13 protein-coding genes are annotated in these 15886 nt (G+C 60.0%); 3 read left to right on the top strand and 10 right to left on the bottom strand.

Going from position 1 to position 15886, the window contains the following annotated elements:
• Positions 1-38: 38 nt before the first annotated feature.
• Positions 39-626, bottom strand: coding sequence for an IMPACT family protein (locus FCH38_RS18535; protein ID WP_153515710.1), 588 nt, complete (start codon positions 624-626; stop codon positions 39-41).
• A 52-nt stretch (positions 627-678) separates the two neighbouring features.
• Here FCH38_RS18535 and FCH38_RS18530 point away from each other — a divergent pair, with 52 nt between their 5' ends.
• A complete protein-coding gene (locus FCH38_RS18530) occupies positions 679-1923 on the top strand; it encodes a TIGR03862 family flavoprotein (protein ID WP_174374685.1) in 1245 nt (414 codons plus the stop codon).
• Here FCH38_RS18530 and FCH38_RS18525 read toward each other — a convergent pair.
• From FCH38_RS18525 to FCH38_RS18515, 3 genes are all read right to left on the bottom strand, one after another.
• Positions 1915-2976, bottom strand: a complete 1062-nt coding sequence (locus FCH38_RS18525) for a quaternary amine ABC transporter ATP-binding protein (protein WP_174374684.1) — start codon at positions 2974-2976, stop codon at positions 1915-1917. The genes FCH38_RS18530 and FCH38_RS18525 overlap by 9 nt on opposite strands.
• Positions 2969-3856 (bottom strand): ABC transporter permease, encoded by an 888-nt coding sequence (locus tag FCH38_RS18520; protein WP_174374683.1) that lies wholly within the window; start codon positions 3854-3856, stop codon positions 2969-2971. The genes FCH38_RS18525 and FCH38_RS18520 overlap by 8 nt, the downstream gene beginning before the upstream one ends.
• A 219-nt stretch (positions 3857-4075) precedes the next feature.
• Positions 4076-5074 carry an ABC transporter substrate-binding protein gene (locus FCH38_RS18515; RefSeq protein ID WP_149901244.1) on the bottom strand — a complete coding sequence of 333 codons (999 nt, stop codon included), beginning with the start codon at positions 5072-5074 and terminating at the stop codon, positions 4076-4078.
• Here FCH38_RS18515 and FCH38_RS18510 point away from each other — a divergent pair.
• Positions 4974-5495, top strand: a complete 522-nt coding sequence (locus FCH38_RS18510; protein ID WP_174374604.1) for a hypothetical protein — start codon at positions 4974-4976, stop codon at positions 5493-5495. The two genes, FCH38_RS18515 and FCH38_RS18510, sit on opposite strands and share 101 nt — an antisense overlap.
• A complete protein-coding gene (locus FCH38_RS18505) occupies positions 5449-8424 on the top strand; it encodes a PAS domain-containing protein (protein WP_174374682.1) in 2976 nt (991 codons plus the stop codon). Before FCH38_RS18510 ends, FCH38_RS18505 begins: the two co-directional genes overlap by 47 nt.
• A gap of 24 nt (positions 8425-8448) precedes the next feature.
• Here the strand turns inward: FCH38_RS18505 and FCH38_RS18500 are convergent, their stop codons facing one another.
• From FCH38_RS18500 to FCH38_RS18475, 6 genes are all read right to left on the bottom strand, one after another.
• Positions 8449-9393 (bottom strand): 2-hydroxyacid dehydrogenase, encoded by a 945-nt coding sequence (locus FCH38_RS18500; protein ID WP_174374681.1) that lies wholly within the window; start codon positions 9391-9393, stop codon positions 8449-8451.
• Positions 9394-9517: 124 nt separating this feature from the next.
• The gene (locus tag FCH38_RS18495) at positions 9518-11866 is read right to left on the bottom strand and encodes a polysaccharide biosynthesis tyrosine autokinase (protein WP_174374680.1); all 2349 of its coding nucleotides are present in this window, start codon (positions 11864-11866) and stop codon (positions 9518-9520) included.
• Between the two features lie 107 nt (positions 11867-11973).
• A complete protein-coding gene (locus tag FCH38_RS18490; RefSeq protein ID WP_174374679.1) occupies positions 11974-12879 on the bottom strand; it encodes a UTP--glucose-1-phosphate uridylyltransferase in 906 nt (301 codons plus the stop codon).
• A gap of 67 nt (positions 12880-12946) precedes the next feature.
• The gene (locus FCH38_RS18485; protein WP_174374678.1) at positions 12947-13942 is read right to left on the bottom strand and encodes a glycosyltransferase family 2 protein; all 996 of its coding nucleotides are present in this window, start codon (positions 13940-13942) and stop codon (positions 12947-12949) included.
• Complete coding sequence (locus FCH38_RS18480; RefSeq protein WP_174374677.1) at positions 13942-14886, bottom strand: glycosyltransferase; 945 nt, start codon at positions 14884-14886, stop codon at positions 13942-13944. The genes FCH38_RS18485 and FCH38_RS18480 overlap by 1 nt, the downstream gene beginning before the upstream one ends.
• Complete coding sequence (locus tag FCH38_RS18475; RefSeq protein WP_174374676.1) at positions 14883-15881, bottom strand: glycosyltransferase family 2 protein; 999 nt, start codon at positions 15879-15881, stop codon at positions 14883-14885. The genes FCH38_RS18480 and FCH38_RS18475 overlap by 4 nt, the downstream gene beginning before the upstream one ends.
• Between the last annotated feature and the right edge of the window lie 5 nt (positions 15882-15886).

The following is a 15886-nucleotide window of genomic DNA, read 5'->3' as shown; positions in this document are numbered from 1 at the left end:
CGCTTCTTTAGCACGAATCTCGCATTCGGACAGGCGTGCTAGTCGGGAATATGGAGATTGACGCGTCCGCTGGTCAGGTCGCTTAAAAGCCGGGTGAGCCGTTCGGCTTCCTCGGCCGGAACCGAGAGCTGCATATCCGCACCGGTGCCGGTGAAATCCTCCCTCTCCAGCCGCAGGTTCTGCGTGGCGGAAAGGCGCGATTTTACCAGCGCCAGATCGGAGAAGGGGCAACTCAGCGTGGCGCTGACATAGGCGATGACGGGCGAGGTTTCACCGAGGCGAAGGCAGGCCGCCGCCGTGCCGCCATAGGCGCGCATCAGCCCGCCGCTGCCGAGCAGGATGCCGCCGAACCAGCGGATGACGAGAACGGCGACATTATCCAGCGTCTGACCGTCAATGGCCTGAAGAATCGGTTTACCTGCCGTGCCCGAGGGTTCGCCGTCATCGCTGAAACGATAGGTCTGGCCGCAGCGCCACGCCCAGCAATTGTGGTTGGCATCGAGGTCCGAATGCGCCACGAGGAAGCTTTTTGCGTCCTCTTCGCCGGTTATCGGCGCGGCAAAGGCGATGAAGCGGCTTTTCTTGATATCCTGTGAAAAGGTAACGGGGCGGTCGAGCGTGAACATGGCCGTTCAATATCGCATATATTCGCATCCGGAAATCGGTATAAGGCTCTCAATGGCGAAGATGGTGATGGAGAGGGTTTTGGCGAAGGCGAGGCAGGTCGCGATTATCGGCGGTGGGCCGGCTGGGTTGATGGCAGCCGAAATGCTCTCGGCTGCAGGCCATATTGTAACCGTGTTCGAGGCGATGCCAACCGTGGCGCGCAAATTGCTGATGGCTGGCAAATCCGGTCTCAACATCACCCATGCCGAAGACTACGACAGTTTCCGCCGTCGTTTTGGCGATGCCGAACCGAGGCTGCGCGCCGCTCTCGACGATTTTACGCCTGACATGCTGCGCGACTGGGTGCATGGGCTGGGGCAGGAGACTTTTGTCGGCACATCGGGCCGGGTATTTCCCAAGGCCATGAAAGCCTCGCCGCTGCTGCGCGCCTGGCTCGCCCGGCTGGAAGTGCAAGGCGTTACCATCAGGACACGGCATCGCTGGACAGGTTTTTCCGGCGATCGACTGGTTTTTGAGACGCCGGCAGGCGCGGTTGAAGTCGAGGCCGATGCCGTGCTTCTGGCGCTCGGCGGTGCAAGCTGGCCGCGTCTGGGGTCCGATGCCGCGTGGGTTCCGATGCTGGCGGCTCAAGGCGTGGAGTTTTCTCCGTTCCGTCCCGCCAATTGTGGTTTCGATGTCGAATGGAGCGATGTCTTCCGAGAGCGGTTTGCGGGTGAGGCGGTGAAATCCACCATCACCATTTCGCCGGCCGGAGCCTTTCAGGGCGAGTTCGTGATCACGAAACACGGCATCGAGGGCAGCGTGGTTTATGCCCATTCAGCTGCGTTGCGCGACCGGCTGGAACAGGCGGCCAAGGTCTCGCTCGCCGTCGATCTGGCACCGGGACGCACGGTGGAACGGCTCAGCAGGGACCTGGCGAAGCTCGGGCGGAAGGAGAGTTTCGCAAACCGCATGCGCAAGGCCGCCGGTCTCTCCGCCGTCAAGGTCGGACTGCTGCGGGAAATCTTTCCCGATATAGCGGCTATACCGGATGATTTCGTTGCCGCGAGAATGAAACATGCGGAAATACCGCTCTCGCGGCCAAGACCGATTGACGAGGCGATTTCATCGGCAGGCGGTATTGTCTGGAGCGGTCTCGATGAAAACTACATGCTGCAAAAGCTCCCCGGCATATTCGCTGCCGGGGAAATGCTGGACTGGGAAGCGCCGACCGGCGGATATTTGCTAACGGCCTGTTTCGCCACCGGCAAGGCGGCGGCGAAGGGCATGGCCAGATGGCTTGAAGGTTCAGCCTGAAAGTCGTTCCGCCATCCCCGCTTCCTCGCCGGAGGCAGTTCTGACGAGGCAGCGCATGATGGCATCCGTGGTAACGGAGCCAAGCACCTTGCCGTTTTCCCCGACGATCACAGCGCTGCTGACATTTTCCCGCACGAGCGCGCGCAGGCCCTCTTCAACCGTCATATCCGCATCGAGCTGAAGCCGCGACTGGCCGGAAAACTCCGGCTGGAGGATGGCGCCGAGACGGATGACTTTGCCGCGATTGACCTCCTCGACGAAGGCCTCGATATAGCTGTCGGCCGGCGACATGACGATTTCGGCCGCCGTGCCCTGCTGGATGATTTCGCCGTCACGCAGAATGGCGATCTTGTCCCCCAGCCGCAGCGCCTCATCGAGATCGTGGGTGATGAAGACGACGGTCTTCTTCAACTCCTTCTGCAATTCCAGGAGCACCGTCTGCATGTCGACACGGATCAGCGGATCGAGCGCCGAATAGGCTTCGTCCATCAGAAGGATTTCGGCATTGTTGGTCAGCGCCCGGGCAAGGCCAACGCGCTGCTGCATGCCGCCGGAAAGCTGGTTCGGATAATGGCTGGAAAACCCTTCCAGCCCCACTCGCCTGATCCAGACTTCGGCCCGTTCTTCCCGCTCGCGCTTGTCGATGCCCTGCACCTCCAGGCCATAGACGACATTCTGCAGCACGTTGCGATGCGGCAGGAGGCCGAATTTCTGGAACACCATCGCCGTCTTGTGGCGGCGAAATTCCAGAAGCTCTGCTTCATTCAGGCGGCAGACATCAGTTCCGCCGTAGAGGATTTCGCCGGCCGTCGGGTCGATCAGCCGGTTGACGTGGCGGATCAGCGTCGATTTGCCGGAGCCGGAAAGGCCCATGATGACGGTGATCTGTCCGCCCGGCATGGTGATGTTGATATCACGCAGGCCGAGCACATGGCCATGTTTGGCGTTGAGTTCCGTCTTGGACATGCCGGCTTTGACGGGTTCGACAAAATCTGCCGCCTTGGAGCCGAAAATCTTGTAGAGGCTGCGAATTTCGATCGATTGACTAGCCATGCGCCGCTTCCCGGTGTTTTTGCAGGCGAAGGCCATAGGCCTGGCTGATGCGGTCGAAGATGATGGCGATGCCGACAATGGCAAGCCCGTTGAACACGCCGAGCGTAAAATACTGGTTGGCGATGGCCTTCAGCACCGGTTGACCAAGGCCCTGCACGCCGATCATGGAGGCGATGACGACCATGGCAAGCGCCATCATGATGGTCTGGTTGATGCCGGCCATGATGGTGGGGAGCGCCAGCGGCAGCTGCACCTTGAAGAGCTTCTGGCGCTTCGATGAACCGAAGGCATCTGCCGCCTCCAGCACATCGTGGTCGACCATGCGGATGCCGAGATTGGTGAGCCGGATCATCGGCGGAATGGCGTAGATCACGACGGCGATGACGCCGGGAACGCGACCGATGCCGAGCAGCATGACGACGGGAATGAGATAGACGAAACTCGGCATCGTCTGCATCACGTCGAGAACGGGATTGACCACGTTCTGCAGCCGGTTGGAGCGCGCCATGGCGATGCCGATCGGCAGGCCGACGAGGATGGACAGCACGGCGCAGACGAAGATCATCGAAATCGTCTTCATCGTGTCTTCCCACATGCCGAACCAGCCGATGGCGAAGAGGATGCCGCAACAGAGGGCAACAATGGTGGCGCTGCGGCTGGCGAACCAGGCGAGCACGCCGACAATAAGAATAACGACCGGCCAGGGCGCGCCGATCAAAAGCCTTTCCGCCCAGATGAGGAAGCTCTGGAGGGGGGTGAAAAGCCCCTCGATTGCGCCACCATAGGTTCGGGTAAATGCCCGGAACCCCTCGTCGATCACTTTTTTCAGCGCGCGCAGAGCATCGTCATTCATGGCCGGAAATTTGAAAAGCCAATCCATATCCTGTTCTCCATGACGAACCGGAGGCGGGGATCCAAATCCTCCGCACTCCGGGAGTAAAATCGCCAGAGCGCCGCAAGTCTGTGCTTATGCCAGACGGGACGCTCCATCTTGTTAAGCGCATCGTGCCCTTACGAAAACCGGATGGAATTTCGGCAGTGATGCGACTTGGCGCCGCCATTGGCGGACGCCTTCTGTCGGAAAGATATGTCGCCGTCTTTAAAGAGCGGCCTTGACCTTCTGCGCGACGTCAGGAGACACCCAGCCCGTCCAGAGGGCTTCGTTTTCCTTCAGGAACTGTTTGGCGCCGTCTTCGCCGGTCGCCTGGTTGTCCGTCATCCACGCAATCAGCTTGTTGACGGTGGCATTGGTCCATGCGCGCTTGTTCAGATAGTCCATGGCCGGACCGGCACGATCGGCAAAGGTCTTGCTCACCAGCGTCTGCACGTCGTCGATCGGCCACGCGTTCGGCTTCGGATCGGCGCAATCGGCAACCGATGTACAGCGCTTCCATTCAGCCGCATCATATTCGGTGCCGAAGCCGAGCTTCACCATCTCATATTTGCCGAGCAGCGAGGTGGGCGCCCAGTAATAACCGACCCACGGCTGCTTTGCCTCGTAAGCCTTGGCGACGGAGCCGTCGAGACCCGCTGCAGAACCGGTATCGACCAGGGTGAAGCCGGCTTTTTCACCACCGAACGCCTTGAACAATTGGGCGGTGACGACGGTGCCACCCCAGCCCTGCGGGCCATTATAGACCGCGCCCTTCGCCTTGTCCTCGGGCGCGGGGAAAAGTTCGGGATGTTTGAAAAGGTCCGGAATGGTCTTGAGGTCGGGATTGGCGTCGGCCAGATATTTCGGAATCCACCAGCCCTGAACGGCGCCATCCGACAGGATCTTGGCGGCCGCGACAACCTTGCCGCCTTCCAGCCCCTGTTTGACGATTTCCGGCTGCAGACTGACCCAGGCTTCAGGGGCGATATCCGGCTGACCCTTTTCGGCCATGGAGGTCAATGTCGGCACGGTGTCGCCGGTGACGATTTCGGCGGAACATCCATAGCCATTTTCAAGAATGAATTTGTCGAGATTGGCGGCGACTTCGGCGGATTGCCAGTTCATGCTGGCGATGGTCACGTTTCCACAGTCGGCGGCAAAGGCTACGCCGCCTGAAAAGGCGAAGCCGGCGGAAAGTATTGTGGCACCCAAAAGTATTTTCATTGTTGTTCCCTCTGGTCGCGGTGTGGCGAAGACCCGCGTGCGAACGGCACCGCGACCGTCAGCGCCTGTATTGAGCGTTAATAATTGCTTTGTTGCCATTCCGTTTGCGGCAATTTCTGGCGTATTGAGGATGGCAATTGTCAATCAATTGCCCGGCAATTGCCCGCTGCGGCGGGTGCAGGTGCAAAATTTGCGACATTGGGCGGCGATGTTCCGCAGCCTTGCCGGATGCCCTGCTGACGCCCTGAAAGAAAATGGAACTTTTCCGAAGTTGCGAAAAGCCGGGAATAATAAACGGAAGTTTTTGTTTTCTTGGACTTTTATCCGGTTCTGTATTACGGGAGATTTTCTCTCGGTTTTTGTGGTGATGTTGAATGACCAATCTTCGTGCTGCCCCGGTATGGCCGATCGGTGGCGGTGAAACGGGCGAGCTTGTGCGCCGCTTTGACTGGTCGAAGACATCACTCGGTCATATTTGCGAATGGCCACAAAATCTGAGGCAAAAAGCCAATTCCGTCGTCAATTCCCCCATTCCGCAGGTGCTGATGTGGGGCACGGATCACGTGATGATCTATAATGACGGTTATGCGGAGATCGCCGGCAATTATCACCCTCGGGCGCTGGGTGAGACCGTGCCCGGCATCTGGCCGGAAATCTGGGACTGGAACAGCCGCATTCTGGAAGCCGGTTTTCGCGGCGAGGTCATGGCCTATCGTGACCAGCCGATGACGCTGATGCGCAATGGCCTGCCGGAAGAGGTCATCTTCGATCTGTTCTATACGCCGATCTATAATGAAGGCGGCACGGTGGATGGCGTTTTGTGCACCGTCCTTGAAAACACCGAAAAGGTGAAGGCCGTGGAGGCGCTGGAGCAGAGCCGTAAGGAACTGAGCCGGCTTACCAACGCCCTGCCGATCCTGGTGGGATATGTTGATCGCGACTATGTCTATAAATTCGCCAATGACGGGTATCTGGAATGGTTCGGCCGCAGCGCTGAAGAGGTAATCGGCCGCAGCGTTCCCGAAATCGTCGGTGAGGCGTTTTTCGAGGCGCGACGGGCCTATCTTGACCGGGCGCTTGCCGGTGAAAAGATCGTTTCCGATACCATGATCCGCAGGCCGGACGGCACCACCCGCGCTGCCGAAATCCGTTATGTTCCACGCTATATCGCCGATGGTTCCATCGACGGCATCTATGTGCTGATCATCGATATCGAGGACCGCAAGCGGTCCGAGCAGGAAATCGTGCTCAGTAACAATCGTTTCCGTGCTGCGGTGGATGCCGTGCACGGGGTGCTGTGGACCAACAGCGCCGATGGAAGGATGCTGGGGGAGCAGCCCGCCTGGGGCGCGCTGACCGGGCAGAGTTTCGATGAATATCAGGGTGCCGGCTGGGTTGAAGCGGTGCATCCCGACGACCGCGAACATTCGCTCGAAAGCTGGAAAAAGGCGGTTTCCGCCAAGGCGACCTATGTGTGGGAACATCGCGTGCGCCGCCATGACGGGCTCTACCGCACCTTTGCGATCCGCGGCGTGCCGATTTTCGATAAGGCCGGCGCCATTGCCGAATGGGTTGGTGTCCACACGGATATTACCGAACAGCGACGGGCGGAAAACACTCTCAAGGAGCATGCCAGCAATCTCGAGCGCGAGATTCGTCACCGCATCCGGGCGGAAGAGCAGCTTCGGCAGCTGAACGAGGGTCTTGAAGCCCGCGTCGAGACGGAAATGGCCGAGCGCCGCCAGACTGAAAGAGCCTTGCAGCAGGCGCAGAAAATGGAATCCATCGGCCAGCTGACTGGCGGCGTGGCGCATGATTTCAACAATCTGCTTCAGGTGATTGCGGGCAATCTGCAATTGCTGTCGAAGGATGTGATCGGCAATGAGCGGGCCGAGCGGCGGCTGGACAATGCGCTTGCCGGCGTCCATCGTGGCGCAAAGCTCGCCAGCCAGCTTCTGGCCTTCGGGAGGCGTCAGGCGCTGGAACCGCGCGTCATCAACATCGCCCGTTTTGTCACCGGCATGGATGATCTGCTGCGCCGTTCTCTCGGTGAAGCGATCGAGGTGGAGGTCATCACCTCCGGCGGCTTGTGGAACACTTATGCCGACCCCAACCAGGTGGAAAATGCCCTGCTCAATCTGGCGATCAATGCGCGCGATGCCATGGAAGGGCACGGCAAGCTGACGATCGAGGTCGGCAATGCGGTTCTCGACCGTGATTATGCCCGCAAACATTCCGAGGTTTCGGCGGGGCAATATGTCATGCTGGCCGTGACGGATACGGGTTCTGGCATGTCGGCTGAGATTCTGGAAAAGGTCTTCGAGCCGTTCTTTTCAACCAAGCCGGAGGGCAAGGGCACCGGCCTTGGCCTTTCGATGGTCTATGGTTTTGCAAAACAGTCCAGCGGCCACGTCAACATCTATAGCGAGGTGGGGCAGGGCACGACGGTGAAGATGTATCTGCCGCGCTCGGCCGCCGACGAGGATCGGGAGGTCATCGTCCATACCGGTCCCGTCGAGGGCGGAACGGAAACCATTCTGGTGGTGGAGGACGACGAGGAGGTGCGCGGCACGGTTGTCGAGACGCTGAGCGATCTTGGTTACCGCGTGCTCACCGCCCGTGATGCGCAGGCCGGTTTGACGGTGGTGGAAAGCGGCATCCCGATCGATGTCATCTTCACCGATGTGGTGATGCCGGGTCCCCTGAAAAGCCGGGAAATGGCGCGCCGCGCGCAGGAACGGCTGCCCAATCTCGCCGTCCTCTTCACCTCGGGTTATACCGAAAATTCCATCGTGCATGGCGGCAAGCTGGATGCCGGGGTGGAACTTCTTTCCAAGCCTTACACGCGGGAAGCGCTGGCGCGGCGCATCCGCCATGTCATCGCCAATCGCAAGCAGGTTTCATCGTCGAAGGCACGGCCTGCATCTGCATTGGGTCATTCAAACCCAGCGGAAGCAGTGCGGTCCTCTGAAAACGAAAACAGCATGATACGCGTCCTTCTCGTCGAGGACGACGAGCTGATCCGGATGAATTCGATGGAGATGCTGTCCGAATTCGGCTTCATCGTCATCGAGGCCGGAAATGCGGCACAGGCGCTAAAAGCGGTAGAGGCGCAACATATCGACGTTCTCGTCACCGATATCGGCCTGCCCGACATGAAGGGCGACGAACTGGCGGTGGAGGCCTTGCGCCGCAAGCCGGGCCTGGCCGTCGTTTTTGCGACGGGTGATAGCCAAATGCCTGAAGGTGCGCCGGAAAATGCGGTGCTGCTGACCAAGCCCTATGACGAGCAGCAGATCATCTCGGCTGTCGAATTGGCCCATGCGGGCGGAGCGGTGGCGGCCGAATAGGGCGGCCGCCATTTTGCCGCGCGGTCAGTAACCACGCGCCATATCGACCGTTTCCGGCAGCGCACCTGTTTTGCGCCATGTGTCGACATTGCCGGCGACGATCCGGGCCGAACTTTCCCGGCTTGTCGGTGCGGAAATATGCGGCAGGACGGTGACCTTCGGATGCCGCCAGAATGGGGACGTCGCAGCCAACGGCTCCTGCTCGAAGACATCGAGAACGGCATGCGAAAGCTGGCCAGAATCGAGTGCCGCGACCAGGTCGTCGGCAATGATGACCGCGCCGCGGGCGAAATTGATGATTGCTGCGCTGTTTTTCATGGAGGCGAGACGGCGGGCATCGAGAAGGCCGCGTGTCGCATCGGTGAGCGGCACGAGACAGACGAGGATGTCACTTTTTTCCAGCAGTGCCTGCAGCCCGTCATCGCCGGTCAGCGTTTCCACGCCCTCTATCGCCTTCGCCGAGCGGCTCCAGCCGGCAACGTTGAAGCCCGCGTGCAGCAGGCGTTCCGCTGCGGCTGTCCCGAGTGCGCCAAGGCCAAGGAGGCCGATGGTCATCTCGCGCGGATGGCGGTAGTCGAATTCCTGCCAGAGCGCCTTTTGCTGGTTGTCGCGATAGGCCGGCATGTCGCGTTGCAGATAATAGGTCCATGCCAACACGGCTTCGGCCATGACGCGCGAAAGCTCCGGATCCTTCAACCGAACGATGGGCGGCGCCTTGTCGCCCAGTTCCAGCACCAGCCGTTCGACGCCGGCCCAAAGACTGTGAATCCATGTGAGACCCGGCAGTGCTGCAATGTCGGCCGGATCGGGATTGGCGACGATTGCGAAATCCACGGCCCGTTTTTGCTCATTGTTCAATTCGGAAAATGAGAGGATTTCCTCTCCCGGCATGGCGGCGCGAAGCGCGTGCTTCCAGACGTCTTCCGCTTCCGCATTCATCCGCGACACAAAGGCGATGGGTGATGGCATGAAACTGATCCTGCTTGACTATGACGTTGTCGCCATCAATGCGCAGTTTTGCGGGGTAATGCCATAGGCAGTCGTTCTAAACTTCCATCGAACAAAAACGACCCGGTTTCCCGGGCCGTTTTTGTCAGGCATTTTCCTTCACAGGCGGCTTGGCGTCGCCGTAATAGGCCGAGAAGCTTTCGTGATAATGCTCCGAACCGCCGGGGCCGGCATAACGCTGCAATTCCGTCATGTCGGTCTTGTTGAGCACGATGCCCAGCGTCTTGTTGGCGATCTGCGGTTCGTTTGCCATCAGGTTCTGCACCATCTGGATCGGCGTCTTGCCCCATTCGGTGACGAAAACGAAACCATCCACCTGCGGCGCAAACGCCTTCGCGTCGATGACGGGAACGACGGGTGCAAGGTCAACGATGATATAGTCGCAGGCCTCACGGGCCTGATCGATGAATTTGCGCATGCCGGAGGAGGCGAGAAGCTCGCTCGAATGCGCGAACTGGTTGCTGGTGGAAACCGGCAGGATGCCCATCTTCGTGCGGGTATCGACCTTCACCGCCTGCGTCCACGGAACTTCGTCAAGGACGACCTCCACCAGACCGGCGGATTGCCGTGTCGTCAACATGCGGCTGAGGCCGGGGTTGCGAATATCGGCATCCACCACCAGCGTGCGCTTGCCGGTGGAGGCGATGAGCCCGGCCAGATTGAGCGCGACGACCGACTTGCCCTCGTTGGGCAGGCAGGAGATGACGCCGATGACCCGGCACTGGCGTTCCTGAATGACGACATCCGCCGTCAGCTTCACGTTGCGAAGCGTCTCCGCAAAGCTGGAGCGCGGGCTGTCGACCGCAAGGCGCAGCATTTTCTGGAACGAGACCTGACCGCTTTCATCCAGCGTGGCATTCTCGCCGCCGGGAGTAGCGGCACTGCTGCCCGGTTTGGCCGTTTCCACGCCCCTTTCGCCGATGAAGGGAAGATAGCCCAGAAAACGCATGCGTAGATTGTCGCGCACATCGTTGCCGGTATGGAAAAACCGGTCGCGGAATTCCAGAAGCGCTGCGATGCCGCCACCCAGCATCAGACCGAGAATGACCGAAAGCGCCATGGTCATGGTCTTTTTCGGGCTGGAAGGTGCGGTCGGCAAACCCGCTTCGGAGATGATGCGGGCCTTGGCGATCGGCAGCGACTGCTTCTGCGAAGCCTCCTCGAAACGGCCGAGATAGGACTGGTAGAGGGTGCGCAGCGCGGTTGCCCGCTGCTCAAGTTCGCGCAATTGCACCATGGTGATATTAGCCTGCGAATTGCGGCCTGCAACGCCTTCAATATTGTCGCGCAGCGACTGCACGCGGGAATTGGCGACTTCGTATTCGTTCTTCAGGCTGCCGGTCAGCTGTTGTAGTTCCTGGTAAATCTGCCGCGCAACCTCTTTCTTTTCGCCATCCAGCGCGACCGCCTGCGGATGGTCTGCGCCGAATTGCTGCACGACGCCCTGCTGCCGGTCGGAAATGGTGATATAGCGTTTGCGAAGATCCTGAATGACTGAATTGTCGGTGTCGCGGGCCGAAACGACGGCATTGTCGACCGCCGCATCCGGCCCCCGGTCGATGATCGACTTATACTGACCATAACGGGCCGAGGCTGTGGCGGCATCCGCCTGCGCGGCGATAAGCTGGCCGTTGAGATCGGCAAGCTGGCTTTCCGACATCAACTCGCCGCGCGAAGACACGATATTATTGTCCGACCTGAATTTCTGCACCGCCAGTTCGGCCGCCTGGGCACGCTGATTGAGGTCGGTCATGCGTTCCTGCAACCACACGGAAGCACGCTCGCTCGCATCGAAATTGGCGTTCAGCTGTTCGGTGAGGTAAGCCTGCGCATAGGTCTTGGCAATTTGTGCGGCCAGCTGACGGTCGGTTGAGCGGGTGGAGATGGCGATGACCGAACTGCGGCCGACACGTTCCACCGTCAGCGATTGCTGCAGCACGGCGGCGGCCTTTTCGCGGCGTCCGGCACGCAGGGCTGCTTCGGAGACCGGCGGATCGCCCGGCAGGACGAGATCGACGATGCCGCGCACGGAGGATTTGACGAGTGCGACCGGCGACATCGGCGGATTGACGATGATGTCGTTCTCATCGAGCTTGGCCTTGTCAACCACGGTCAACGCCATTTCCTTGGATTTCAGGATTTCCACGGCGCTGGCAATACGGTTGTCTACGATCTGGGCGGCAGGCACCGGCGATTCCTCTTCCGCATAACGCGAAAGGCTTTCATCCAGCAGCACCTGCGTCATCGCGGTGTAAACGGGGGTCGCAAGCACCAGATAAAGGCCGGCCAGAACCACGGCGGCGATGACCGAGGCAGCAATGACATTGGCGCGGCGAACCACGGCCGCCCACAGGCGGTCGAGGTCGATGAACGTGTCGGCATCCTTGCCGGGATCCGGAAAACCGATGCTGGATTTAAAGGTCTTGTGGTGCATGGACCTACCTTGTGAATTAAAAATGGTACGCGGGAAGCCGAGCCAAACTCGCCTTCCCGCCCCCCGTTATTGGTGCGCCATCCGCCTCCCCGGCGGCGCGATTAAAGTCAGGCCGCCCGAACGCGGCTTTCGTGGTTCGCGACCAGTTCCTTCACGGAAGCGAGAACCTGTGCTTCCATGTCGGCGCGCATCAGCGAGAAAGCGACATTGGCGGCGATGAAGCCCTGCTTGCTGCCGCAGTCGAAGGTGCGACCGCTATATTTCTGCGCATGGAAGGCCTGCTTTTCGGCAAGCCGCTTCATGCCGTCGGTCAGCTGGATTTCATTGCCCGCGCCGCGCTCCTGCCTGGCGAGGATATCGAAGATTTCCGGCTGCAGAATGTAACGGCCGTTCAGGTAATAATTCGAAGGCGCCTTGGATGGTTCCGGCTTCTCCACCATTTCGGTGACCGCAAAACCGTGACTGACCTTCTGGCCGACGCCGACGACGCCATAAGACGAGACTTCTTCCGGCAGGCATTCCTCGACACCGAGAATATTGCCGCCGACCTCGTCGTAAAGCTCCATCAGCCCGGCAATGCAGCCGCGTGCGCCATAGGAAACCATGTCTGGCAAAAGCAGCGCGAAAGGCTCCTTGCCCACCAGTTCACGGGCGCACCAGACGGCATGGCCAAGACCGAGCGGCACCTGCTGGCGGGTGTAGCTGACGGTGCCGGCGACGGGCAGCATCTTTTCCAGCTGCAATACCTGCACGGTCTTGCCCGAGCGGGTGAGCGTGTTGATGAGTTCAGGTGCGCTGTCGAAATAGTCTTCGATGGCGGTCTTGTTGCGGCTCGTCACGAAAATAATATGCTCGATGCCGGCCTGCATGGCCTCATCGACGGCATATTGCACGACCGGCCGGTCGACGATCGTCAGCATTTCCTTCGGCATCGCCTTGGTGGCGGGCAAAAACCGCGTGCCGTTGCCGGCTACCGGAATGACGGCTTTTCTGACAGTTTTGTTCAGGTCCATCGCGTTCTCCTTCATCAAGGTTTGATCTGTCCCCAGTCCCCGCGCAGATTTCGTCCACGCACAAATTTCACGAAATCTGTCTTTTCACCCCTGTATTCGCCGCGGGTGCAAACATCGCGTCCCGCAACCTCCTCAGCCGTATGGCGATTGGCATTCTTAAATGCCCCAGCACGGCAGGATCTCTGATCGTGGTCTTCAGCGCGCCGATAATCGAGCGACGCTTGATGTCTTCCACCAATGTCAAAAAATTATGCGCCAGCCGCAGGCTGCGGCTTCTGGCCTGCTGCGCGTCCATGGCGGCGGGCAGCAGCGCGTAGTGGCTCAGAAACTCCTGATCCGCCCGCATCATGGCTTCGACGTGATGAATTTCGAGCACGCGCGAAATCGAGCCTTCGCGAATATTGTAGACATATCCCGGCTTCGGCTCGATGACGCAGAGGCCGCCGGCGGCGAGGGCTGAGGCGAGCAGGATATAATCCTCGCCGATGCGGATATCCTCGCGAAAACGCAGTCCCTCCATATTCAGGAAATCGCGCCGGAACATCGGCTTCATGTAGCCGAAATTGAAGGTGGAGCGGAAAAGGATGTTGGAGGAGATGAAGTCCTCAAGGGTGAGGACCGGGCGCTCTTCCAGGAACTCTTCCGAAAACATCGTCTCCATCGGCCTGCCGTCGGTGTAGACGACATCGAGATTGTCGACCGCGATCGCTGCATTGGCGGCATCCGCCCGGCACATCATGCAGGCGGCGCGTTCGGGACGGATGACATCGTCGGAATCGAGCACGGCGATCCAGCGTCCGGTCGCGGCCTCGATGCCGGCATTGCGTGCGCCGCCCGGACCGAGGTTCTGTTCGAGCGCAAGCAGCCGGACACGCGGATCGGTGGCGGCAATGGTTTCGACGAGCGAAATGGTGTCATCGGTGGAGCGGTCGTCCACGACAATCACCTCCAGCGTCACGCCCTGCTGGCCGAGCGCGCTTTGAATGGCGGCTTCAATCGTCTCGGCGGCATTATAGGCGGCGATGACGAAGCTGATATCGGGCTGAGATGCGAGGTTTTCCATCAGGTCGCCTCCACCGCGCCATATTGGCGGATTTCGCGCACGCCGAAGGCGCCGCTCATCGACCCCATATGCAGCGCGCCCCGCAGCGCACAGCGGTTGCGGCGCACGGCATTGAAACCGTTGAGCGCGGCAAAGACTGCGCAATAGAGCACTTTCGAGCCAGCCTTCAGCACCTGCATGACGCGACGTGCGCCGGGTTTCTTTTCAGCCAGCACACGGCCATGGGTCTGGCCGGAACGGAAGCGGCGTTTGGCAAGCCATATGAAGCTTGCGCGATTTTCCGGCACCGGTTCGGACAGCACGGCGTCTTCCGCAAAGACGATGCGGCCACCGGCAGCATGGAGATGCGAGAAGAAATGCGTGTCCTCACCGCCGCTCTGGCCGAGCGCCAGCGCGAAGCGACGACCCTTTACCGATGGCGCATCCATCTTGAGAAGCGTGTTGCAGGTGTAACCGGTGATGATCTCGCCATTGACCCAGACCGGGACTGTCGAGTGGAAATCACCGCGTTTCATCCAGGCTGGCGCATTTTCACGGTAAACCGCCGTAACCGGACCGAGAACGGTTTCCGCGCCGGTCTCGTCGGCCTTTTCCAGAAGGGCCGCCAGCCAGTGCGGCGGGGCGGTCTCGTCATCATCGATGAAGGCCAGATAATCCGCCTTGCATTCCGACAGGCAGGCATTGCGGGCAATCGAAATATTCGACTTCGGGCAATGGACATAGGTGATTTCGAAGGGCGCGGTTTCACGCAGGCGATCCACACTGGCCTTGGCGCTCGGCTCCTCGTCATTGTCGGCGACGATCAGGCGAACCGTGACGCCTTCTGGGACCTCCAGCTCGAAGAGTGACAGAAGTGTGGCGACGAGCGCCGGTCGTCTGTAGGTGCAGATGCCGATATCGACGGTTTTCGAATCATGTGAGCCGGTGACGGTGTTGTCGATCATGAGACAGCCTTTCTTCCCCGGAATTTCAGGAGTTCCAGCCAGAAGCCGGTGGACCAGGCCAAGTGCATCACCATCGCCGAAACGGCGGCGAGCGGGCCGTATGGATTTTTTTGACCTATTGCCATCCACAAGCCATAACCCAGACATGCGGCGATCCAGAGGCCGAGCGGAATAAGTGCCGCCCAATGCACGAGCGACAGCAATGCGAAGATGAAGACCGGCAGGACGGCGAGCGGAATCATCTGGCGGATTTTCGGGATCGAGCGATGTTTCAAGAGGTTCTTCGCCCGGCCGCGGCCATAGGCGAGGTATTGCCTGAAGAGGGGCATGACGCTGGCGCGCGGATAATAGGTCATGCGGGTCTTGTCGGTCATCCAGATGCGGAAACCGGATTTTCGCAGCCGGAAATCCAGTTCGGCATCCTCATTATGGCTGAAGCTCTCATCATAACCGCCGACCGCATCGAAAGCGGCAATCCGCATCAATGCGTGGTGGCCGTGGTCGATCCAGTGGCCTTTGGCGCCTTCGCGATGCTTGGAGCCGCCATTGCCGAGCTTGGAATTCTGGGCGATCGCCGTCGCCTTCTGGAACAGGCCGTGGCCGACCGTATCCATGGCGACCACGACCGAATCCGCGCCGGTGCGTTCGGCATCGTCGATCAGCCTCTGGCAATAATCGTCCGGATAATCGCCATGGGCGTCGATGCGGATCATATAGTCGAATTCGTCGCCGAAGGTGGCAACGGCAAGGTTGATACCTGCGCTCTGGATGCGCTTGGGATTGGCGAGAAGCGTGACGCGGTCATCCGTCGCCGCAAAGGCGGAAACGATATCGCGGGTTCCATCCGTGCTGCCGCCATCGGCAACGACGATGCGGAAACGACGCCCCTGCATCGCGACGGTGAATTTGTTGAGCAGCCCCTCAATCGTCTTCGCCTCGTTGAGGCACGGAATGACGATCAGAGTTCTGATGCCGGAATGACCAAGACCTTCCATGATTT

This window comes from Agrobacterium tumefaciens (assembly GCF_013337285.1).
In the GTDB taxonomy this organism is placed as follows: domain Bacteria; phylum Pseudomonadota; class Alphaproteobacteria; order Rhizobiales; family Rhizobiaceae; genus Agrobacterium; species Agrobacterium burrii.
Note: the sequence above shows the minus strand (reverse complement) of the source record. Positions and strands in the feature narration are given on the sequence as shown.